The organism is Glycomyces terrestris, assembly GCF_003933745.1.
GTDB classification, from domain to species: domain Bacteria; phylum Actinomycetota; class Actinomycetes; order Mycobacteriales; family Micromonosporaceae; genus Glycomyces; species Glycomyces terrestris.
This window is the reverse complement of record NZ_RSEB01000004.1, coordinates 793,648-815,600: the sequence shown is the minus strand read 5'-3', so window position 1 is coordinate 815,600 and position 21,953 is coordinate 793,648. Positions and strand designations below refer to the sequence as shown.

The following is a 21,953-nucleotide window of genomic DNA, read 5'->3' as shown; positions in this document are numbered from 1 at the left end:
GACATGGAAGCACAGCAATGTGTGGAGTGGACGGGTACTAACCGCCGAGAACTTAACACAACACGACGGCCCGCCCGAGCGATCGGGCACGGTCAGGTAGAAACGACATTCACGCACGCTATGCGATTCTGAGACAACACACGTGTGTGCTCGAATCCAAACAGCCGGAAACCTCCTTGTTTGGGTTTTGGAGACCCGTGGTCTCGCAGGTTTGTTTGGTGGTGAGAGCGGAAGTGACACACCCGGTCCCATTCCGAACCCGGTCGTTACGGCTTCCAGCGCCGATGGTACTGCACCCGAGGGGGTGTGGGAGAGCAGGACACCGCCAAACATGCAACAACAGGAAGGCCTCCACCACCAGGTGGGGGCCTTCCTTCGTATGTCCGCTATGAGGAAGTCGAGAGCGCGTCCCTCATTTTGGCGACGCCGACGCCGATGCCGAAGATCGCGCCCGTGATCAGGAATGTCAGTAGTGACACCGTCACTAGGGCGATCGCGATTCCGATGGCTCCGACGACGCTGAAGAATGTGCTCACTTGGCCTCCTCCGTTGCAGGCTCTGGGTGTTGCCCTACAGGTATTGTCCCACATCGATGAATTGATCATGGCAGGCATCACAAGTTAGATAGGTCACATTAGTGGACTCTGGTTCAATCTCTCGTCTTCCTGTAGCTCCGCTACCGCCGGCGGCGTCGCGGCGGCTGGCCGCGGTAGGGCGGGATCCGATCAATCTCCATCGAGCCCTCGGGCATGCGCCGGCGCTGCTGGCGCCCGTGCTCGACCTCATCCACGCGCTGCGGTTCGACGCGGCGGTGGCCCGGTCGCTGCGGGAGCTGATGATCTGCCGCATCGGGCAGTTGGAGGACTCGGACTACGAACTGGCGCACCACCTCCCGATGGCCAAGGACTCAGGGTTGGACGAGGAGCAGGTGGCCTCCATCGCGACCTGGCCCGAGGCCGCGTGCTTCGACGAGCGGCAGCGGACGGTCCTCGCCTACGCCGAGCACCTGGGCGCCGGCGCCGAACGGGACGACGCGGCGCTCGACAAGCACTTCGGGCCGGTCGAGCAGACCGAGCTCACGGTCACCGGTGCCACGTACATCGCCCTCGCGCGGATGCTGCGGGCCCTCGACGTGCGGATCGACGAGCCTCTCCTGGGCTGATCCGCCGCTCACTCCGCTCACGCGTGGACCGGTCTCTGGATTCCGGCAATTCATGATCTTCGGTGCAATAGCGGCTTAGGATTCGGGCACGTGTGGTATCGGTTCGAGTCGCCTACGGGAGTGAGTGATGACGACAGACAATGAAGGTCTGCTTCGCGGCGAATCCGAGGCGCGAACCGGGTCGGCGGTGTTCGTGTCGATCGCCGCGGCCCTCGGCGGGTTCCTGTTCGGGTACGACACGGCCGTCATCAACGGGACGACCGGCGCCCTCGAGACCCAATGGGGGATCGGCTCGGTCGAGACCGGCGTCGTCGTCTCCTCGGCACTCCTGGGCTGCGCGGTTGGCGCCTGGTTCGCGGGCTCTCTGGCGAACAAGATGGGCCGCCCGAAGGTCATGATGATCGCGGCGATCGTCTTCTTCGTGACCTCGCTCGGCAGCGCCCTGGCGACCGGGCCGCTCGACCTCACGATCTGGCGCATCGTCGGCGGTCTCGCCATCGGCGCCGCGAGCGTCATCGCGCCCGCGTACATCGCCGAGATCTCGCCGGCGCACCTGCGCGGCCGGCTCGGGTCGCTCCAGCAGTTCGCGATCGTGCTCGGCATCTTCGGCGCCCTGATCGTCAACTACGGCATCCAGGCCTCGGCCGGCGGCGCCAGCGGGGAGGTCCCCTGGGGCGGCACGGCCTGGCGGTGGATGTTCGCGGCCGCGGCGATCCCCGCGTTCGTGTACTTCATGTTCTCCCTGAACATCCCCGAGTCGCCGCGGTACCTCGTCGCGAAGCAGCAGCTCGACAAGGCCCGCGTGATCCTGCTGAAGTACGTCGGCGGCAACGTCGACACCAAGATCACCGAGATCCAGGAGTCGCTGCACAGCGACAAGCCGCCGCGGATCTCCGACGTGCGCGGCCCGCGCTTCGGCCTGATGCCGATCGTGTGGGTCGGCATCTTCCTGTCGATGTTCCAGCAGTTCGTGGGCATCAACGTCATCTTCTACTACTCGACGTCGCTGTGGCAGACCGTCGGGTTCAGCGAGGGCGACGCGTTCCTGACCTCGGTCATCAACTCGGTCGTGAACATCGCCGGTACGATCCTCGCGATCTACCTGGTCGACCGGATCGGCCGCAAGAAGCTGCTGCTGTGGGGCTCGGCGATCATGTTCGTCGCCCTCGGCACCATGGCCGTCATCTTCGCGTCGTCGCCGGTCGACGCCGAGAACAACCCGGTCCTGGACGACGCGGCCGGCGCGATCGCGCTGATCGCGGCGAACGTGTTCGTGTTCGGCTTCGCGTTCACCTGGGGCCCGGTCGTGTGGGTGCTGCTGGGGGAGATGTTCCCCAACCGGATCCGCGCCTCCGCGCTCGGCGTCGCAGCCGCCGCCCAGTGGATCTCCAACTGGCTCATCACCGTCACGTTCCCGGAGCTCGCCCAGACCGGCCTGTTCCTGGCGTACGGGCTGTACGCGCTGTTCGCGCTGATCTCGTTCGTGTTCGTCAGCAAGATGGTGCGCGAGACGAAGGGCATCGAGCTGGAGGACATGGAGAACCTCGAGCGGGGCGGCCTGCGGGCCTGACACACGAGTGAAGCGGGGCGCCCGAAAGGGCGCCCCGCTGCTGTTTCCCCCGCTGCGGGGGACGGCCTACTCGTAGGAGATCGCGCCGAGAATGTCGACCTTGGAGGCCCGCACCGCGGGGGCGATCGCGGCGAGGAGTCCGACCAGGACGGCCGCGCCGAGGTAGGCGGCGATGAGCGCGGTCGGGACCGCGAACTCCTCGATGCCGCTCGGGGCGAGCGCCTGCTGGACGATCCAGCCGAGCAGCAGGCCCGTGCCGACGCCCAGGAGCGCGCCGAAGAGGGCGATCGTGACGCTCTCGACGGTGACCATGCGGGTCGTCTGGCCGCGGGTCATGCCCATCGCGCGGAGCATCCCGAGCTCGCGGGTGCGTTCGAGGACCGACAGGACCAGGGTGTTCACCACGCCGATGACCGCGACGATCATCGCCAGCGCCAGGAGGAGCTGGATCGCGATGATGGCGTAGTCGAAGAAGACCGTGACCTGAGCCAGGTACTCCTCGTGGTTCTGGACGCTGACCGCGGGCTCGTCGGCGAGGACCGCCTCCACGTCGGCGGTGACCTCCTCGACGTCCGCGCCGTCGGCGACGTCGACCAGGGCCGTCGTCGGCTTCGGTGTGTAGAACTCGGTCGCGTAGGACCGGTCGACGTACCAGCCGTCGGTGTCGGCGTTGTCGGCGAGGATGCCCACGATCGTGAACTCGCGGGACTCCGTGCCGCGGCTGAAGGTCATCGCGACGGTGTCGCCGAGGCCGGCGCCGAGCAGGTCCGCGGACGACTCGTTGACCACGGTCTGGCCTTCGGCGAGGTTCTCGACCGTGCCTTCCACGACCTCGCCGCCGAAGAGGGCGATGCCGCCTTCGAGGTCGGTGGTGGCGTTCACGGACTGCTCGGTGCCGTCGACCTGGGCGACGTCGTAGTAGAGCTCGACGGCGGTGTCGACGCCGTCGACGGCCCGGACGTCGTCCATGAGCTCCGGGTCGAACGTGGCCGGCACCGAGGAGGTGACGGGCCCGGTGATGAACAGCTCCGCCTGGATCGAGGACTCGAACTGCGCGGCCAAGCTCTCCTTGACGCTGGTGAGCAGGGTCGCGGTGGCGGTCACCAGGGTCACGCCGATCATGAGCGCGGCGGCGGTGACGGCAGTGCGGCGCGGGTTGCGGGCGGCGTTGAGCCGGCCCAGGCGGCCGGCGAACGACCACGACCAGACGGCGCCCAGGAGCGCCACGACGGGCTTCGAGAGCCAGGCGGTCAGGAGCGCGACGCCGACGAACACGACGCCCGCGCCGACGGCGGCGGACATGAGGTTCATGTTGTCGCCGTCGAAGGTCTCGTTGAGCCCCAGGACGATCCCGGTCGCGCCGAGGAGCGTGACGAGGAGGCCGGTCACGGTGACCCCGAGGATCGGCTTGTCGGCCTTGGCCGCGGCGCGCATTGCCTCGACGGGCGGCGTCTTCGAGGCCCGCACGGCCGGGACGAGCGCGGAGAGGACGGTGACGCCGACGCCGACCGCGACGGCCGCGAGCGGGGCCGTCCAGGGGATCGCGACGCTGGTGCTGGCGGTGTCGAGGAAGCCGTTCGCGACGACCGAGGTGAGGCCCGCGCCGGCGGCGACGCCGATGCCGGCGCCGACGACCGAGGCGACCGCCCCGAGCAGGCCCGCTTCGGCGAGGACCGAGCGGGTGATCTGGCCGCGGCCCGCGCCGATCGCCCGCATCATCGCGATCTCCTTGAGGCGGCCCGCGATCACGATGGAGAACGTGTTGGCGATGAGGAACACCGACACGAACACGGCGATGAGGCCGAAGCCGAGGAGGAAGTACCCGATGAGCTTGGTGGCCTCGGCGCTCTCGGCGTTCAGGTCATCCACGTAGGCCTGGCGGGTGATGGCCTGGGCCTCGTCGCCGACCGCGGGTTCGAGGGAGGCGAGCAGGTCGTCGGCGCTCACGCCCGAGGCGGCGGTGACGGCGACGGCGGTGTAGGCGTCCTCGCCGCCGAACACCAGGCGCTGCGCCTCGGGTGTGGTGAACGCGAGTTCGGTGGCGCCCGAGAGGGAGTCGCGGCCGCCGGAGTAGCCGTAGACGCCGACGATCTCGTACGCGGTCTCGTCGGTGTCGAGGGCGTAGGCGGTGACGGTGTCGCCGAGGCCGAGGCCGGACTCGGTGACGAACTGGGCGGAGACGGCGACCTCGCGGTCCGTCTCGGGGGCGCGGCCTTCGCGCAGCTCGCGCTCGACGGACGCGTCGCCCCAGTTGACCGACAGGGTCGGGGCGAAGCCGCCGACGATCTTGCCGTCCTCGCCGAGGGCGTTGACCATCCAGGAGACGGTGGTGCTGACCTCGGCGACGTCCTCGGAGGACTCGATCGCGGCGAGGGTCTCGGCGGTGACGCCGTCGCGGACGAGGCGGTCGCCGCGGTTCTCGGGCTCGAGCGGCTGCACGAGCACGTCGGCGCCGCGGTACGCGTCGCCGCTGAGATCGGCGACGGTGGCGCGGATGGAGGCGGTGAGGACCAGCGCCGAGGCGATGAACGCCGATCCGAGGACCACGGCGAGGCTGGTGAGGATCAGGCGGGCCTTGCGGGCCGCCATCCCCTTGAGGGTGGCGCGGAGCATGTCTTAGCGGGCCTCTCCGGCGAGCGGGACGCGGTTCTCGAAGCCGCGCATGGTGTCGATGACGCTGTCGGCGGTGGGCCGGTGGAGGTCCTCCACGATCTGGCCGTCCGCGAGGAAGACGACGCGGTCGGCGTACGCGGCCGCGCCGGGGTCGTGGGTGACCATGACGATCGTCTGCCCGAAGTCGTCCACCGACCGGCGCAGGAACCGCAGCACCTCGCCGCTGGAGCGGGTGTCGAGGTTGCCGGTGGGCTCGTCGGCGAAGACGACCTCGGGACGCGTCGCGAGCGCGCGGGCGCAGGCGACGCGCTGCTGCTGGCCGCCGGACAGCTCGGTCGGCTTGTGGGTGAGCCGCTCGGACAGGTCGAGGGTGGCGATGATGCGGGCGACCCACTCCGGGTCGGCCTTGACGCCGGCGATCGAGGCCGGCAGGAGGATGTTCTCCTCGGCCGTCAGGGTCGGGAGCAGGTTGAACTGCTGGAAGATGAAGCCGATCTTGTCGCGGCGCAGTTTCGTGAGCGCCTTGTCGCCCAGGCCCGTGAGGGCGGTGTCGCCGATGTGGACGGTGCCGCGGTCGGTGGTGTCGAGCCCGGCCAGGCAGTGCATGAGCGTGGACTTGCCCGAGCCCGACGGGCCCATGATGGCGGTGAACGCGCCGGAGGCGAACTGGACCGAGACGTCGCGCAGGGCCACGACCTGGGCCTCGCCCGAGCCGTAGGCCCGCCACACGTTGCTCGCGGTGACGGCGGAGCGGGTCCGGGTGATCTGCGGGGCGGGGGGATTCGCGAGTGGCACGGGAGCGCCTTTCTGATCGGGTGTGCTTCCTGTCCTCTCAAGGCTATGGACGCGCCCGTCCGTCCGCTTCGGTCCGAGGGACACACTGCGGCTCCTCCGCAGGTCGGAGTGTCGCCCCGGCCCTCCGCCATTCGGCCGAGCCCCGGCCGCCCGGTCCTCGGCAGACGGGAGGGGCGGCGCCAGACGGCGCCGCCCCTCTCCTGGTTTCCTTGTGGGTGAAGGCTATTCGTACGCGATCGCGTTGAGCACGTTCAGCTTGGCCGCGCGGGCGGCCGGGGCGATCGCGGCCAGCAGGCCCACGACCACGGCCGCGACGAGGTACCCGACGATGTAGCTCCACGGGAGCGCGAAGCTCGTCAGGCCCTCCTCCTCGAGCGCCTGCTGGACGGTCCAGCCGAGGCCGATGCCGACCGCGATGCCCAGGACCGCGCCGAAGAGGCAGATGATGACCGACTCGACGGTGATCATGCGCCGGGCCTGGCCGCGGGTCATGCCGATGGCCCGCAGGAGCCCGAGCTCCCTGGTGCGTTCGAGGACCGACAGGACCAGCGTGTTGACCACGCCGATGATCGCGATGATGATCGCCAGCGCGAGCAGGATCTGCACCGACGCCAGGAGCGTGTCGAGCTGCGCGGTCTGCTGCTCGACGAACTGCGCGTTGTTGGTGACGTCGACCTCGGGCTCGTCGGCGAGGATCGTGTCGACCTCCTCCTGGACGGCGTCGACGTCGGCGCCGTCGGCGACCTGGATGTACGCCTGCATCGGCTTCGGCACCGTGAAGTGCTCGATCTGCGCGGGCGCGACCCACCAGCCGTCGGTGAGTAGGGCGTCGTCGAGGATCGCCGCGACCGTGAGCTGCACGGTGGTGCCGTCGGCGAACGTCACCGGGACGGTGTCGCCGAGCGCGACGCCGCGGTCCTCGGCGGCGGACTCGTTGACGACGAGGCCGTCGTCGGCGAGGTCGTCGACCGAGCCTTCGGCGACGGTGCCGGAGAAGATGTCGAGGCTCGTGGGGAGGTCCTCGCTGGCGAACAGCGGCGTGGACTCGCCGTCGACCTGGGCGCCGAAGAACTCGCCGTAGAGGTCGCCGACGGCGGCCACGTCGGGCAGCGCCTTGATCTCCGCGAGCGTCTCGGGCGCGAACGTGGGGATGTTGGCCCCCTGCTGGCCCATGACGATCAGGTCGGACTCGAGGTTGGAGTCCGTCAGCTCCTCGGTGGTCTGCTTGAAGCTGGAGACGAGCGTGGCGATGCCGGTGACGAGCGCGACGGCGATCATGAGCGCGGAGGCGGTGATCGCGGTGCGCCGCGGGTTGCGGCCGGCGTTGAGCTTGCCGAGGCGGCCCGAGAACGACCAGGACATGACCGCGCCCAGGAACGCCACCAGCGGGCGCGACAGGATCGGCGTGAGCAGCGTGATGCCCACGAACGCGATGCCGACGCCGCTGAGGAAGCCGCTCAGGCCGAGGTCGCCGAGGTTGTCGGTGAGGCCCAGGGCGACCAGGACGCCGCCGACGGCCGTGACCGCGAGGCCCGCGATGGTGATGCCGCGCAGCGGCTTCGGCGGGTTGACCGCCTCGCGCATGGCGGCGACCGGCGGGACGCCGGAGGCCTTGACGGCGGGCACGATCGCGGAGAGCACGGTGACGCCGATGCCGACCGCGAGCGCCCACAGGGCCGTGGGCGGAACCTCGAGGCGGACGGCGAGGCCGCCCATGACCGAGGAGCTGACCAGCTGGGACAGGCCCCAGCCGAGCAGCACGCCGAGGCCGAGGCCGAGGATCGAGGCGATGACGCCGATGACGGCGGCCTCGGCCAGGACCGAGCCGACGACCTGGTTCCGTCCGGCGCCGATGGCCCGCAGCAGCGCGAGTTCGCGCTGGCGCTGGGCCACGATGATCGTGAAGGTGTTGATGATGAGGAACACCGAGACGAACACGGCGACGAGGCCGAAGCCGAGGAAGATGTAGCCCATGATGTCGGCGACGGCCGCGAAGCCCTGGGCGGCCTCTTCGGAGGCCTCCTCGCCGGTCTGGACGCGGTAGTCGGATCCGATGGCGTCGGCGATCGCGTCGGTGGAGGCGTCGCCTTCGACGTAGATCGTCATGTACGCGTTCTCGCCCTGGGCGAGGAGGTGCTGGGCCGTGGTGGTGGTGAAGCCCATCTGGGTCTCGCCGGCGAGGGAGTCGCGGTCGCCGCTGAGGCCGAAGACGCCGACGATCTCGTAGTCGGCGCGGTCGGCGGTGTACGAGTAGGCGGTGACGGTGTCGCCGATGTCGAGTCCGGACTCGGTGACGAACAGGGTCGAGACGATGACCTCGTCGTCGGCCTCGGGGCCGCGGCCTTCGCGGATCTCGTTGAAGCCGGTGGACTGCTCGTTCCAGTTGAAGCCGATGGTGGGCGCGAAGGTGCCGACGAGCTTGCCGTCGTCGCCGATCGCGTTGACCTGGCCGGAGACGTCGCCGTCGGCGGACTCGACGCCGTCGACGCCGCGGACGGTCTCGAGGACGTCGGCGGGGATCAGGGTGGCGCTGGGCGTGTTGCCTTGGGCCGCAGCGGGGTCCTCCGCGGCGGTGACGACCGCGTCGACGCCGGTGAAGGCGTCGGCGATGACCCCGGAGACGGACTTCTCCATGGTCGCGGTGAGGATCATCGCCGCGGCGACGAACATGGTGCCGAGCACGACGGCGAGGCTGGTGAGGACAAGGCGGGCTTTGCGGCTGGCCATGCCCTTGAGGGTGGCGCGCAGCATGGTCAGGCGGTCTCTTCCTGGGCGGCGGCGACGAGCTCCTCGAAGTGCTTCATCTTGTCGATGACCTTGTCGGCGGTCGGCTCGGCCATGTCCTCGACGATCCGGCCGTCGGCGAGGAAGACGACGCGGTCGGCGTAGGCGGCCGCGCCGGGGTCGTGGGTGACCATGACGATGGTCTGTCCGAAGTCGTCGACGCTGGTGCGCAGGAAGCGCAGGACCTCGGCGCCCGAGCGGGTGTCGAGGTTGCCGGTGGGCTCGTCGGCGAAGACGACCTCGGGGCGGGTGGCGAGCGCGCGGGCGCAGGCGACGCGCTGCTGCTGGCCGCCGGACAGCTCGGTCGGCTTGTGCGACAGGCGGTCGGTGAGGTCGAGGGTGTGGATGATCTTCTTGAGCCAGTCGGGGTCGGCCTTGGCGCCGGCGATGGCGGCGGGGAGCGTGATGTTCTCCTCCGCGGTGAGGGTGGGCAGCAGGTTGAACTGCTGGAAGATGAAGCCGATCTTGTCGCGGCGCAGTTTCGTGAGGGCCTTGTCGTTCAGCCCGGTCACGGGGGTGTCGCCGATGTGGACGGTGCCGCGGTCGGTGGTGTCGAGCCCGGCGAGGCAGTGCATGAGGGTGGACTTGCCGGACCCGGAGGGGCCCATGATGGCGGTGAACGCGCCGGAGGCGAACTGGACCGAGACGTCGCGGAGGGCGACGACCTGGGCTTCGCCCGTGCCGTACGCCTTCCAGACGCCTTCGGCCGATACGGCGGTGGTCTTGACAGGGGATGCGGTGGACACGACGCTCTCGCTTTCGGATGAAGGTGTCGGGTTCCTGAGGGTGGTGCTCTGGGTTTCCCGGCTCCGCGGGACGCCGCCCGTGAAGCCTTGGTGCTATTCAAGAAGCGGATCGATGACGTCGATTCGCCGGATTGTGACATCATACATGATGTCATCCGGCGTCGCGGTCCGCATGATCCATTTCGACGATATGGGTCCGCGGGCGCGGCCGCATCCGCTTCGAGAACGGTCTTCGACTACGTCGGAAGTCGGAGGCGCCGGGTACCCGCGGAGGAGCCTCAGCCGGTCGCGCCGGGCTTGACCAGGCCGGTCTCGTAGGCCAGGACCACGGCCTGGACGCGGTCGCGCACGCCGAGCTTGGTGAGCAGGTGCCCGACGTGGGTCTTGACGGTGGTCTCGCCGACGGTGAGCGAGTCGGCGATCTCCGCGTTCGTGAGGCCCTTCGCCAGGAGCATGAGGACCTCCTTCTCGCGGGCGGTGAGCACGCCGAGGATCGCTGGGGTCCGCTCGTCGTCGGCGCCGCGGTGCTGCGCGAAGCGCCCCAGGAGGGTCGAGAGGATGTGCGGTGCGACGACCGCGCCGCCGCGGTGGACGGTGCGGATCGCCTCGACCAGGTCGGCGGCCGGCGCGTCCTTGGTGAGGAACCCGGCGGCGCCGGCGCGCAGCGCGCCCACGACGTACTCGTCCAGGTCGAACGTGGTGAGCACCAGGACCCGGGTCGGCAGGTTCGCCTGCACGATGTCGGCGGTGGCGGCGACGCCGTCGCGCCGCGGCATCCGGATGTCCATGAGCACCACGTCGGGGACCAGCCTGCGGGTCAGCTCGAACGCCTCGACGCCGTCGCCGGCCTCGCCGACGATGTCGATGTCGGTCTCGGCGCCGAGCACCATCTTGAAGCCCGCGCGCAGCAGCTGCTGGTCGTCGGCCAGCAGGAGGCGGATCGGCCGGTCGGTCATGTGGTCACTCCCTGGAGGTGGGCGTTCTTGGGGAAGCGGGCCTCGACGAGGTACCCGCCGCCGGGCCGCGGCCCGGCCTCGAGCGTGCCCCCGTAGAGGGTCGCGCGCTCGCGCATGCCGATCAGGCCGTGGCCGCCGGAGAAGCCGGAGACGACCGGCGCCCCGGTCCCCGAGTCGCCCACGGAGATGCGGAACTCCTGCTCGCCGTAGTCGACGACGACGCCGGCCCGCGCCTGCGGGCCCGCGTGCTTGATCGTGTTCGTCAGGGCCTCCTGCGCGATCCGGTACACCGCCAGGCTCACGCCCGTCGGCAGCGGGTACTCCTCGCCGCGGACGGTGTAGCGCACCGGCAGGCCGGCGTCCTTGGTCTGCGCCACCAGCGCCCGCAGCGAGTCCACTGTAGGCTGCGGCTCGAGGTCGGCGGGGTCGCTCTCCTCGTGCCCGTTGCGCAGCACGGTGAGGATGTCCCGCATCTCGCGCAGTGCGGTGCGCGCGGTGTGGTTGACCGTCGCCAGCGCCTCCTCGGCCGCGTCGGGGTCGGTGCGCAGCACCCGCTTCGCGCCCTCCGACATCACGCCGATGACCGAGATGTGGTGCGCGACCACGTCGTGCAGCTCGCGGGCGATACGCCGCTGCTCGTCCGCCACGGCCTGCGCCGCCAGCGCCTCCTGCCGCTCCTCGGCGAATCTGGCCCGCTCCGACAACTCCTCGACCTTCTCCCTGCGATTGCGCATGACCCAGCCGATCCAGAAGACGGTCGCCGCCAGGACCAGGTTGATGAGCACGAGCACCGCGCTGGTGGCGTGGTCGACCTCGCCCGTGATCACGGGGAACGAGAATATGACGAGCGTGATCGGCACCCAGATGGCCGCGGCGGCGAGCAGCGACCGCGACAGCGGCAGGTACGCGGCCGCGGTGTAGGTGAGCACGAAGAAGCCGATGCCGCTGTCGGCGCCCATCGACTGGAACGCGGGCACGAACACCGCCACGCCCGTGATCGCCAGCCCGAGCGCGATCCCGCCCCACAGGAGGACCCGGCGCAGGCAGATGACCGCGAACGGGACCATCATCAGGCCCAGGTCGGCCCAGCCGAATCCGATGTCCGGGGCGATCTGCATCATCCCGGAGAAATACGCGAGGTACCCGCCGGCGAGCACGACCATGAGGACGCAGTCGGCCGCGAAGGGTCGCTGGTGGAGCCAGCAGCGGAGGCGGCGGAGTCTGGAGGCGGCTTGCACGCTCTATACCGTATCCGCCGGTCACTCCCGTTTCATCGAACGTGGGAATGATTCACGGCTCCGCCTCAGGTAGGAGGCATCTCCAGTCCTGGAAGGACGGTCGGCAGCGGGTACGCCGGCGGCTCCCCGCCGAACTCCGGGCACAGCCGCTGATGGGCGCACCAGCCGCACAGCTTCGACTTCTGCGGCCGGAACAGGCCCGTGGCGATCGCCTCGCGCATCGAGGCCCACAGCGCCTTGAGGGTGCGCTCGAACTGCTCCAACTCGGTCTGGGTGGGGGAGTAGTCGAGGACCTGGCCGTCGCCGAGGTACATCAGGCGCAGCAGCGTCGGCACCGTGCCCCGCGTGCGCCACCACACCAGCGCGTAGAACTTCATCTGGAACAGCGCCTTGTCCGCGAAGCGGTCCGGCGGGCGCTTGCCGGTCTTGTAGTCCACCAGCCGCACCAGCCCGGCCGGGTTCACGTCGGCGCGGTCGATGAACCCCTTGAGCTGCGTGCCGTCGTCGAGCGTGGTCGTCACCAGGCACTCGGTGCGGTGCGGCTGGAGCCGCTGCGGGTCCTCCATCGAGAAGTACGTCTCCACCAGCCGCCGCACGCTGCGCAGCCAGTCGGACTCGTCGCCGAGCCCGTCGAACAGCTCCGAGTACTCCTGCGACGCGTTCAGCTTCGTCCACTCCGGCTCGATGAGCGCCAGCGCCTCCTGCGGGGTGCGCCGGCCCGCGTCGAGCTCGTAGAGCCGCTCGAGCACCGCGTGGACGAGTGTGCCCTGCACCTGCGCCCGCGAGGGCGGCTCGGGGAGGCGGTCGACCGCGCGGAACCGGTACAGCAGCGGGCACTGCTTGAAATCCCCGGCGCGCGAAGGGGACAGCTGGGTCGGTCGGGTGGCTGACGACATCCCTTGAGCATAGGGCGGGGGACCGACAGGCCCGCAGGGCGCTGGACTTTTTAACATAACGCGCGTACTGTTTGAGTCATGACGAACGACCAGCGCGCCCGCTCCTTCGGCCAGGCCGCCGACCTCTACGACGCCGCCCGCCCCGCCTACCCCGCCGAAGCCGTCCGCTGGCTCGCCGGCGACGCCCCGGCCGACGTCGCCGACCTCGGCGCCGGCACCGGCCTGCTCACCCGCGGCCTCACCGCCCTCGGCCACCGCGTCACCGCCGTCGAACCCGACGCCCAGATGCTCGCCAAGCTCACCGCCTCCACCCCCGGCCTCGCCGCCGCCCTCGAAGGCGCCGCCGAGCGCCTCCCGCTGCCCGACGCGAGCGTCGACGTCGTCACCGCCGGCCAGTCGTTCCACTGGTTCGACCGCCCGACCGCGCTCCCCGAGATCCGCCGCGTCCTGCGCCCCGGCGGCGTCCTCGCCCCGATCTGGAACCTGCGCGACGAGTCCGTCGACTGGGTCGAGCGCCTCACCGAGGTCATCGGCTCCTCGAAGGGCGAGATCACCGCCCTCGGCGCCGCCGAGCCCGGCTACTTCGGGCCCGAGTTCGGCGAGCCCGAGGTCCGCGTCTTCCGGCACGAGAAGCCCCTCGACCGCGCCGCCCTCGTCCGGCTCGTGCAGTCCCGCTCGTACTACCTCACCGCCTCCGACGAGCGCAAGCGCGACCTCGTGGCCGCCGTCCAGGACCTCGCCGACACCCACCCCGACCTCGCCGGCCGCGAGACGTTCGCGATGCCGTACGCGACCTACGCCTTCCGCGTGAAGCCCGCCTGACCGCCGCCTCGGAACCGGAGCGGCCGAAGCGGCACCGGATCACGGCCCGCAGGCGCCGCCGACGGTGCGCGTAGCATTGCCGCCGATGTCGACCAACGTCCTGGCCTTCCGCCGCTCCGGTTTCACGCTCGTCCGCGTCAAGGGCATCCCCGTCACGCTCGGCTACACCTGGCTCATCCTCGCCGCCATGGTCGTCGCCGTGTACGCGCCGGTCGTCCAGCGGTCGGTCCCCGGCATCGGACCCGGCGCCTCGCTCGCCGTCGCCGCCCTGTTCGCGCTGACCCTGCTCCTGTCGGTCTTCCTGCACGAACTCGGCCACGCCCTGGTCAGCCTGCGCGCCGGCATCGGCGTCCGCCGGATCAACCTCGACGCCCTCGGCGGCTTCACCGAGATGGACCGCGAGGCCCCCAAGCCGGGGACGGCCGCCGCGATCGCCCTCGCCGGACCCGCCGTCTCCCTGCTCCTCGGCCTCGCCGGCCTCGCCGGCGTCGCGGCCCTCGACATCGGCTCGCTCGCCTGGCAGCTGTGCTTCCAGGTGTGCGTCGCCAACCTCCTCGTCGCCGCCTACAACCTCCTGCCGGGCCTGCCCCTCGACGGCGGCAAGGCCCTCCAGGCCGGCATCTGGGCCGCCACCGGCGACCGCTGGAGCGGCTACCGCGTCGCCGGCTGGGCCGGGCGCGTCGTCGCCGTCGCGACCGTCGGCGCGGGCCTGTGGCTGTTCTCCAACCGCTGGTTCTCCTGGATCGGCCTCATCCTGCTCCTCATGGTCGCGTTCGAGCTGTGGCGCGGCGCCACCGGCGCCATCCGCGCCGCCCGCATGGGCCCGCGCGTCAAGGCCCTCGACGCCGCCGCGCTGGCCCGCCCGGTCGCCGTGGTGAGCGCCGCGGCCACCCTCGGGGAGGCCCTGGCCGCGGCCGAGGGGCGCGAGGTGGTGGCCGTCGACGACCGCCCGGTGGGCGTGCTCGACCGCGCCAGCGCCGAGGCCGTCCCGGCCGCGCAGGTCGACTCGATGCCGCTGAGCGGCCTGCTGCGCTCGGCGCGGCAGATCCCCGGCCTCGACGCCGGACTCAAGGGCCAGGACCTGGTCGACGCCATCGGCAGGTCGGGCGCCGACCGCTTCTTCGTGGTCGATGAGGGGCGCCTGACAGGCCTGCTCTACACCGCCGACGTGGTCAAAGCCCTCCGTTAAGATGCTTCGGACCTGAACGAAGGAGACACGAGGCAAGTGGCATCTGACCTGCTGGCGCCGGGCGACCGCGTCCAACTGACCGACGCGAAGAACCGGAAGGCCACGATCACCCTCGCCGAGGGCGGCGCCTTCCACACCCACCGCGGGCGGCTGTTCCACGACGACCTCATCGGCAAGCCCGACGGCGTCACCGTCACCACCGAGGGCGGCACCGCCTACCTGGCGCTGCGCCCGCTCCTGCCGGACTACGGCCTGTCGATGCGCCGCGGCGCGCAGGTCATCTACCCCAAGGACATCGCCCAGATCCTCACGTTCGGCGACATCTACCCGGGCGCGCGCGTGGTCGAGGCCGGCGCCGGCTCCGGCGCGCTCACGAACTGGCTGCTGCGGGCCGTGGGCCCGACCGGGCGCGTCTTCTCGTGGGAGCTGCGCGAGGACTTCGCGAAGATCGCCCAGGAGAACGTCCAGGGCTACTACGGGGAGCTCCCCGAGCAGTGGACGCTCACGGTCGGCGACGTGGCCGAGGCCGAGCTCGACGCGCCGGTCGACCGGGTCGTGCTCGACATGCTCTCGCCCTGGGAGGTGCTGGACACTGTGGAGCGCCTCCTGCGTCCCGGCGGTGTCTTCATCGGATACGTCGCGACCACCACGCAGATGTCGGAACTCGTGGAGGCCCTGCGCGAGCGCAAGACCTTCACCGAGCCCGAGGCGTGGGAGTCGCTCATCCGCGGCTGGCACCTGGAGGGCCTCGCGGTCCGCCCCGACCACCGCATGATCGCGCACACCGCGTTCCTCATCACCGCCCGCAAGCTCGCCCCCGGGACGGTCGCCCCGGCGCGGAAGCTCAAGCCCTCCAAGGGCCAGCAGGCCCTGCGGGAGCGCAACGCGCGCATCGCCGCCGAGGCCGCCGCGCCGCCCGCGGAGGACGGCCCCGACGCCGCCGAGGAACTGTAACGATCTGGTTACTTCTTGAGTCGGATTCACGACTTCTCAAGCGCTGAAACGTAACAGGGCGGGGATCATCGGCGACGGCCCCCGCCTCGCTCGACAGTGCTCAGTCGTCCGCGCCGGGTCCGGCGACGGGCGATTTGTCGTTCCGGTCGCGCACGTAGATGCACTCGCCGGGGCAGTCGTGGGCCGCGTTGACGATCTCCAGGCGCAGGTGTTCGGGCACCCTGACCTGGGAACCTGGCGTAGTCAAGAGCTCGCCGTCGGTGTCCTTGACATAGGCGAGTCCGTCGATGTCGAACTCGAAAACAGTAGGGGCGTACTGGACGCAGAGGCCGTCGCCGGTGCAGGCGTCTTGGTCGATCGACACTTCGAGATCGCGCGAGGTGGACATGACTCCAGACTAGCCGCGCGGCAATCCCCCTTCCGAATGTCGGTGTCGAGCCTTACTATTGGCCTCCCCGACCAGATACGGTTGGGAGTACGAACACTCTCCTGGGAGGTGTGACCCGTGGCACGAAGCAACGATGACCGTCGACAGAACCTGGGCCAGGGCTCAGAGCACGACGAACTGTCAGGACAGGTCGAAGAGCTCCAGGAAGAACTGGCCGCGGCTCGGCGCCGTCTCACCGAGACCCCCCGACACATGCACATCCTGGAGGAGCGGCTCGCCGCCGCCCAGTCCCAGATCGACCGCCTGTCGGAGCAGAACGAGCGCCTCGTGGCGACCTTGAAAGAGGCCCGCGAGCAGATCGTCTCACTGAAAGAGGAGATCGACCGGCTCGCCCAGCCGCCGTCCGGGTACGGCGTGTTCCTGGGCGCGCGCGAGGACGGCACCGTCGACGTCTTCACCTCGGGCCGGAAGTTCCGCGTGTCGCTCGCCCCCTCGATCGACCCCGAGGAGCTCGAGCGCGGCCAGGAGGTCCTGCTCAACGACGCCATGAACGTGGTCGAGGTCCTCGACTACGAGCGCATCGGCGAAGTGGTCACGCTCAAGGAGCTCATCGAGAACCCCGCGGGAGGCCCGCCCGACCGGGCCCTGGTGACCAGCCACGCCGACGAGGAGCGGGTCGTGCTGCTCTCCGACGCGCTCATCAACGGGCCGCTGCGCGCCGGCGACTCGGTCATGATCGAGCCGCGCGCCGGCTACGCGTACGAGCGCATCCAGAAGAGCGAGGTCGAGGAGCTCGTCCTCGAAGAGGTCCCCGACGTCGACTACTACGACATCGGCGGCCTCGACGGGCAGATCGAGCTCATCCGCGACGCCGTGGAGCTGCCGTTCCTGCACGCCGACCTCTTCCGCGAGCACGAGCTGCGGCCGCCGAAGGGCATCCTGCTGTACGGCCCTCCCGGCTGCGGCAAGACGCTCATCGCCAAGGCCGTCGCCAACTCGCTGGCCAAGAAGGTCGCCGAGATGCGCGGCGAGGAGGCCTCCTCCAAGAGCTACTTCCTCAACATCAAGGGCCCCGAGCTGCTGAACAAGTACGTCGGCGAGACCGAGCGGCACATCCGCCTGGTCTTCCAGCGGGCCCGCGAGAAGGCCAGCGAGGGCATGCCGGTCATCGTGTTCTTCGACGAGATGGACTCGATCTTCCGCACCCGCGGCTCGGGCGTGTCCTCCGACGTCGAGAACACGATCGTCCCGCAGCTGCTGTCGGAGATCGACGGCGTCGAGGGCCTCGAGAACGTCATCGTCATCGGCGCCTCCAACCGCGAGGACATGATCGACCCGGCGATCCTGCGGCCCGGCCGCCTGGACGTCAAGATCAAGATCGAGCGGCCCGACGCCGAGTCCGCCAAGGACATCTTCTCGAAGTACATCACCCCGACCCTGCCGCTGCACGACGACGACCTGCGCGAGCACGACAAGGACCGGGACGCCACCGTCAACTCGATGATCCAGGCGGTCGTCGAGCGCATGTACTCCGAGGTCGACGAGAACCGCTTCCTCGAGGTCACGTACGCCGACGGCGACAAGGAGGTCCTGTACTTCAAGGACTTCAACTCGGGCGCCATGATCGAGAACATCGTGGCCCGCGCGAAGAAGATGGCCATCAAGGACTTCCTCACCGCGCAGTCGCGGGGCATCCGCCTGAGCCACCTCATCGACGCCACAGTGGACGAGTTCCGCGAGAACGAGGACCTGCCGAACACCACCAACCCGGACGACTGGGCCCGCATCTCCGGCAAGAAGGGCGAGCGGATCGTCTACATCCGCACGCTCGTCTCCGGCAAGGGCGCCGACTCCGGACGCAGCATCGACACCGTGTCCAACACGGGTCAGTATCTGTAAGCAAAAACTACCGAATCGGCCGGCGGGCCCGTCCCGCCGGCCGATTCCCCCTGTCCCGGAAGTGTCGGCCCCGCATTCCCCGGGTAACCGATATCCATGAGGCAATTGCACATCGAGCTGGCGGAAATCCAGTCGGACGCCCTCCGAGGGGGCGCAAAGGGGCCCGGACGGACTAGGCTCGAAGGCATGACCGTTCGCCGCATCATGGGCACCGAGATCGAATACGGAATCTCCGTGCCGGGCCAGCCTGGGGCCAACCCGATGGTGACCTCCTCCCAGATCGTCAACGCCTACGCCGCCCGCCCCGAACTCTCCAAGGGCGGCCGGGCCAGGTGGGACTACGAGGAGGAGACCCCCCTGCGCGACGCCCGCGGCTTCACGTACACCGGGGCCCTCTACGACCCCGCCGAGAACCTCGCCGACGAGGACTCCGGCCTCGCCAACGTCATCCTCACCAACGGCGCCCGCCTCTACGTCGACCACGCCCACCCCGAATACTCCACGCCCGAGGTCACCAACCCTCGCGAGGTCGTCCTCTTCGACAAGGCCGGCGAGCTGACCATGGCCGAGGCCGCCCTCCGGGCCGCCCATACGCCCGGCATCGGCCCGATCAACCTGTACAAGAACAACACCGACAACAAGGGCGCCTCCTACGGCGCGCACGAGAACTACCTCATGTCGCGCCAGACGCCCTTCGCGGACATCGTCGCCCACTTCACGCCGTTCCTGGTCACCCGCCAGGTCTTCGCCGGCGCCGGGCGCATCGGCATCGGCCAGGACGGCTCCGAGCACCGCTTCCAGATCTCCCAGCGCGCCGACTTCTTCGAGGTCGAGGTCGGGCTCGAGACCACGCTGAAGCGGCCCATCATCAACACCCGCGACGAGCCGCACGCCGACGCCGAGCGCTACCGCCGCCTCCACGTCATCATCGGCGACGCCAACCTCGCCGAGTACGCCACCTTCCTCAAGGTCGGCACCGCCTCCATCGTCCTCGCCATGATCGAGTCCGGCGCCTTCGACGGCTCCCTCGGCATCGCCGAGCCCGTCGCCGAGCTCCGCGCCGTCTCCCACGACCCCACCCTCAAGCACAAGATCGAACTGCGAAACGGCAAGCGGCTCACCGCGGTCGAACTCCAGATGTCCATCCTGGAGCAGGCCGAGGCCTACTGCGGCCCCGACGCCGACCCCGCCACCCGCGAGGTCCTCGACCAGTGGGCCCACGTCCTCGACGCGCTGGCCCGCGACCCCATGGAGCTGGCCGACATGCTCGACTGGCCCGCCAAGCTCTCGCTCCTCGACCGCTACCGCGAGCGCGAGAACCTCGACTGGGGCGCCGCCAAGCTCCACGCCATCGACCTCCAGTACCACGACGTGCGCCCCGAGAAGGGCCTCTACCACCGGCTCGTCGCCCGCGGCAAGATGAAGCGGCTCCTCACCGACACCGAGATCATCGACGCGATGACCGAGCCGCCCGCCGACACCCGCGCGTTCTTCCGCGGCCGGTGCCTCTCGCGCTACCCCTCCGAGGTCGTCGCGGCCTCCTGGGACTCCGTCATCTTCGACGTCGGCGCCGACTCGCTCGTGCGAGTGCCCATGATGGAGCCCGAAAAGGGCACCAAAGCCCATGTGGGGGAGCTGTTCGAGCGCTGCGAGGCCGCCAAGGACCTCCTCGACGTCATCACGGCCGATTAACCGACACCAGAGCGCCGCGGGAATATTACAGAGCGGTACAGCGTCGTATCTGGCGTGCTGTCGTACTCTCGCGGTACGGTTTATGCACCGTCGAGGTAGAAGGGAACAGCTATGGCAGCGAAGGACTCCGGCGGGCAGTCGCAGTCGCAGCGGTCACGGCAGGAAGCAGACGCCGAGACCACCGAGGCCGCTGTAGACCCCGAGATCGCCGAACGGCACGAAGCGATCACCGAAGAAGTCGACGACCTGCTCGACGAGATCGACGAGGTCCTGGAGACCAACTCCGAGGAGTTCGTGCGCTCGTTCGTGCAGAAGGGCGGCCAGTAGCCGCACCTGCGGTCGACAGGGCACCTGGTGTGACGGCAGAGCCGCAGCCGCGGCTCGCGAGCCTCGCCAAGACCGGCGCACCGGGACCCTGCACCGTCAAGTCGCAATCTCGGCCGAGCGTCGAAAAGAATAGAGAATTAGGGAGGTCATGTCGTGACAGGTCAAGGATTCCCAGGCAAACTGCCCAACGCGTATATGACGGCCGGAACCTCCTCCTTCTCGGAGTTCCTCATGCAGGCGGCGCCGGAACTGCTGCCGGGGCGCAGACCCCTGCCCCCCGGCGACTTCGCCGAGATGAGCGCCCACGCCACCACGATCGTGGCGCTCAAGACCGCCGAAGGCGTCGTCATGGCAGGCGACCGGCGCGCCACCTCGGGCAACTACATCGCCAGCCGCGACATCGAGAAGGTCTTCCCCGCGGACGCCTACTCGCTCGTCGGCATGGCCGGCACCGCCGGCCTCGGCATCGAGCTCATCAAGCTCTACCAGGTCGAACTCGAGCACTACGAGAAGATCGAAGGCGCCCCGCTCACCTTGAACGGCAAGGCGAACCGCCTCGCCACCATGCTGCGCGGCAACCTCGGCATGGCCATGCAGGGCCTCGCCGTCGTCCCCCTGTTCGCAGGGTTCGACACCGACGCCCCCTCCGTGGCCGAAGCCGGCAAGATCTACAGCTTCGACGTCGTCGGCGGCGTCTACGCCGAACGCGACTACGACTCGATCGGCTCCGGCTCGATCTTCGCCAAGGGCTCGCTCAAGAAGCGGTACCGGCGCGGCCTCAGCACCGACGACGCCGTCAAGGCCGCCGTCGAGGCGCTCTACGACGCCGCCGACGACGACTCGGCCACCGGCGGACCCGACCCGATCCGCGACCTGTACCCCGTCGTCATGAGCGCCACCGCCGAAGGCTCCAAGCGGATCGACGAGGCCACCGTGGCCGAGCTCGCCCGCTCCGTCATCGCGGCCCGCACCGAGAACCCCTACGGATAAGGAGAGGAGCCTGACATGGCCATGCAGTTCTACACCAGTCCCGAGCAGATCATGCGGGACCGGGCCGAGTTCGCCCGCAAGAACATCTCCCGCGGCCGCAACGTCGTGGTGCTCTCGTGCGCCGACGGGGTCCTCCTGGTCGCCGAGAACGTCTCCTCGGCGCTTCACAAGGTCTACGAGCTGTACGACCGCATCGGCTTCGCCGCCGTCGGCAAGTACAACGAGTTCGAGAACCTCCGCACCGCCGGCGTCCGGATGGCCGACCTGCGCGGCTACTCCTACGACCGCCGCGACGTCACCGCCGCCAGCCTCGCCAAGGCCTACGCGCAGACGCTCGGCGCGATCTTCTCGGAGCAGACCAAGCCCTTCGAGGTCGAGATCTGCGTCGCCGGCGTCGGGGCCTCCCCTGACGCTGACGAGCTCTACCGCCTGACCTTCGACGGCTCGATCAACGACGAGCCCGGCTACCTCGCCATGGGCGGCGCCGCCGAGCAGCTCGTCGAGGTCCTCTCCGAAGGCCACGACTCCGAGGCCCCGCTCGCCGACGCGTTCGCGCTGGCCCTGCGGGCGCTCTCCTCGGACGGCGGCAACGGCGTCCGGCGCGAGCTGACCACCGACGTCCTCGAGGTCGCTGTCCTCGAGCGGGCCCGTCCCGGGCGCGCCTTCCGCCGCATCGAGGGCCTGGCCCTCGACGCCCTCATGCCCCGCGAGGAGGCCGAGGTCGACCCCGACGAGGTCATCGGAGACGAGCCGGAGGACGCGGCCGACACCCCCGACAAGGGCGACCGGCCGCAGCCCAGCGAATAGGGGCACGTCCCGAGCCGCATTCACGAATACGAAACTCCCGCACGCAAGTGGACGGTCGCGGGGGCCCACCGCCCCCGCGACCCCGCAACGACCGTCAACACGCCCGTCGCGGAGCGAAACCGTTC

19 protein-coding genes and 1 rRNA gene are annotated in these 21,953 nt (G+C 69.8%); 11 read left to right on the top strand and 9 right to left on the bottom strand.

Annotated elements, in window-relative coordinates:
- Positions 1-214: 214 nt before the first annotated feature.
- Positions 215-331: ribosomal RNA gene (rrf, locus tag EIW28_RS17790) — 5S ribosomal RNA — on the top strand.
- Positions 332-386: 55 nt separating this feature from the next.
- Here rrf and EIW28_RS24335 read toward each other — a convergent pair.
- Complete coding sequence (locus EIW28_RS24335; protein WP_158630455.1) at positions 387-536, bottom strand: hypothetical protein; 150 nt, start codon at positions 534-536, stop codon at positions 387-389.
- A 101-nt stretch (positions 537-637) separates the two neighbouring features.
- Here EIW28_RS24335 and EIW28_RS17785 point away from each other — a divergent pair, with 101 nt between their 5' ends.
- On the top strand, positions 638-1,162 hold the full coding sequence (locus EIW28_RS17785; RefSeq protein ID WP_125249010.1) for a carboxymuconolactone decarboxylase family protein: 525 nt from the start codon (positions 638-640) through the stop codon (positions 1,160-1,162).
- A gap of 127 nt (positions 1,163-1,289) precedes the next feature.
- Complete coding sequence (locus EIW28_RS17780) at positions 1,290-2,732, top strand: sugar porter family MFS transporter (RefSeq protein WP_125249009.1); 1,443 nt, start codon at positions 1,290-1,292, stop codon at positions 2,730-2,732.
- Between the two features lie 66 nt (positions 2,733-2,798).
- On the opposite strand, the gene EIW28_RS17775 is transcribed toward EIW28_RS17780, so the two are convergent.
- From EIW28_RS17775 to EIW28_RS17745, 7 genes are all read right to left on the bottom strand, one after another.
- Complete coding sequence (locus EIW28_RS17775) at positions 2,799-5,345, bottom strand: ABC transporter permease (protein WP_125249008.1); 2,547 nt, start codon at positions 5,343-5,345, stop codon at positions 2,799-2,801.
- 3 nt (positions 5,346-5,348) lie between these two features.
- A complete protein-coding gene (locus tag EIW28_RS17770) occupies positions 5,349-6,110 on the bottom strand; it encodes an ABC transporter ATP-binding protein (protein WP_197717356.1) in 762 nt (253 codons plus the stop codon).
- Between the two features lie 252 nt (positions 6,111-6,362).
- Positions 6,363-8,891, bottom strand: a complete 2,529-nt coding sequence (locus tag EIW28_RS17765; RefSeq protein WP_125249007.1) for an ABC transporter permease — start codon at positions 8,889-8,891, stop codon at positions 6,363-6,365.
- Positions 8,892-8,893: 2 nt separating this feature from the next.
- Positions 8,894-9,670, bottom strand: a complete 777-nt coding sequence (locus EIW28_RS17760; RefSeq protein ID WP_125249006.1) for an ABC transporter ATP-binding protein — start codon at positions 9,668-9,670, stop codon at positions 8,894-8,896.
- Between the two features lie 278 nt (positions 9,671-9,948).
- Complete coding sequence (locus EIW28_RS17755; protein ID WP_125249005.1) at positions 9,949-10,626, bottom strand: response regulator; 678 nt, start codon at positions 10,624-10,626, stop codon at positions 9,949-9,951.
- Positions 10,623-11,864: a sensor histidine kinase gene (locus tag EIW28_RS17750; protein WP_125249004.1), complete on the bottom strand. Its 1,242-nt coding sequence runs from the start codon at positions 11,862-11,864 to the stop codon at positions 10,623-10,625. The genes EIW28_RS17755 and EIW28_RS17750 overlap by 4 nt, the downstream gene beginning before the upstream one ends.
- A 65-nt stretch (positions 11,865-11,929) precedes the next feature.
- Positions 11,930-12,760, bottom strand: coding sequence for a RecB family exonuclease (locus EIW28_RS17745; protein ID WP_125249003.1), 831 nt, complete (start codon positions 12,758-12,760; stop codon positions 11,930-11,932).
- Positions 12,761-12,838: 78 nt separating this feature from the next.
- Between EIW28_RS17745 and EIW28_RS17740 the strand changes: the two genes are divergently transcribed.
- The 3 genes from EIW28_RS17740 to EIW28_RS17730 all read left to right on the top strand — a co-directional run bounded on the left by EIW28_RS17740 (position 12,839) and on the right by EIW28_RS17730 (position 15,725).
- Positions 12,839-13,582, top strand: coding sequence for a class I SAM-dependent methyltransferase (locus tag EIW28_RS17740; RefSeq protein ID WP_125249002.1), 744 nt, complete (start codon positions 12,839-12,841; stop codon positions 13,580-13,582).
- Positions 13,583-13,667: 85 nt separating this feature from the next.
- Entirely contained in the window at positions 13,668-14,771 is a 1,104-nt protein-coding gene (locus EIW28_RS17735) for a M50 family metallopeptidase (RefSeq protein WP_125249001.1), read from the top strand.
- A 36-nt stretch (positions 14,772-14,807) separates the two neighbouring features.
- Positions 14,808-15,725 carry a tRNA (adenine-N1)-methyltransferase gene (locus tag EIW28_RS17730; protein ID WP_187350619.1) on the top strand — a complete coding sequence of 306 codons (918 nt, stop codon included), beginning with the start codon at positions 14,808-14,810 and terminating at the stop codon, positions 15,723-15,725.
- 100 nt (positions 15,726-15,825) lie between these two features.
- Here the strand turns inward: EIW28_RS17730 and EIW28_RS17725 are convergent, their stop codons facing one another.
- On the bottom strand, positions 15,826-16,113 hold the full coding sequence (locus EIW28_RS17725) for a ferredoxin (protein ID WP_125248999.1): 288 nt from the start codon (positions 16,111-16,113) through the stop codon (positions 15,826-15,828).
- 117 nt (positions 16,114-16,230) lie between these two features.
- On the opposite strand from EIW28_RS17725, the gene arc reads away from it, so the two are divergent.
- From arc to prcA, 5 genes are all read left to right on the top strand, one after another.
- Positions 16,231-18,012 (top strand): proteasome ATPase, encoded by a 1,782-nt coding sequence (gene arc / locus EIW28_RS17720; RefSeq protein WP_125248998.1) that lies wholly within the window; start codon positions 16,231-16,233, stop codon positions 18,010-18,012.
- A 186-nt stretch (positions 18,013-18,198) separates the two neighbouring features.
- The gene (dop, locus tag EIW28_RS17715) at positions 18,199-19,704 is read left to right on the top strand and encodes a depupylase/deamidase Dop (RefSeq protein ID WP_125248997.1); all 1,506 of its coding nucleotides are present in this window, start codon (positions 18,199-18,201) and stop codon (positions 19,702-19,704) included.
- Positions 19,705-19,815: 111 nt separating this feature from the next.
- Complete coding sequence (locus EIW28_RS17710; protein WP_091028433.1) at positions 19,816-20,031, top strand: ubiquitin-like protein Pup; 216 nt, start codon at positions 19,816-19,818, stop codon at positions 20,029-20,031.
- Positions 20,032-20,226: 195 nt separating this feature from the next.
- Positions 20,227-21,021 (top strand): proteasome subunit beta, encoded by a 795-nt coding sequence (gene prcB, locus EIW28_RS17705; protein WP_125248996.1) that lies wholly within the window; start codon positions 20,227-20,229, stop codon positions 21,019-21,021.
- Between the two features lie 15 nt (positions 21,022-21,036).
- Positions 21,037-21,828 carry a proteasome subunit alpha gene (gene prcA / locus EIW28_RS17700; protein WP_125248995.1) on the top strand — a complete coding sequence of 264 codons (792 nt, stop codon included), beginning with the start codon at positions 21,037-21,039 and terminating at the stop codon, positions 21,826-21,828.
- Positions 21,829-21,953 lie beyond the last annotated feature (125 nt).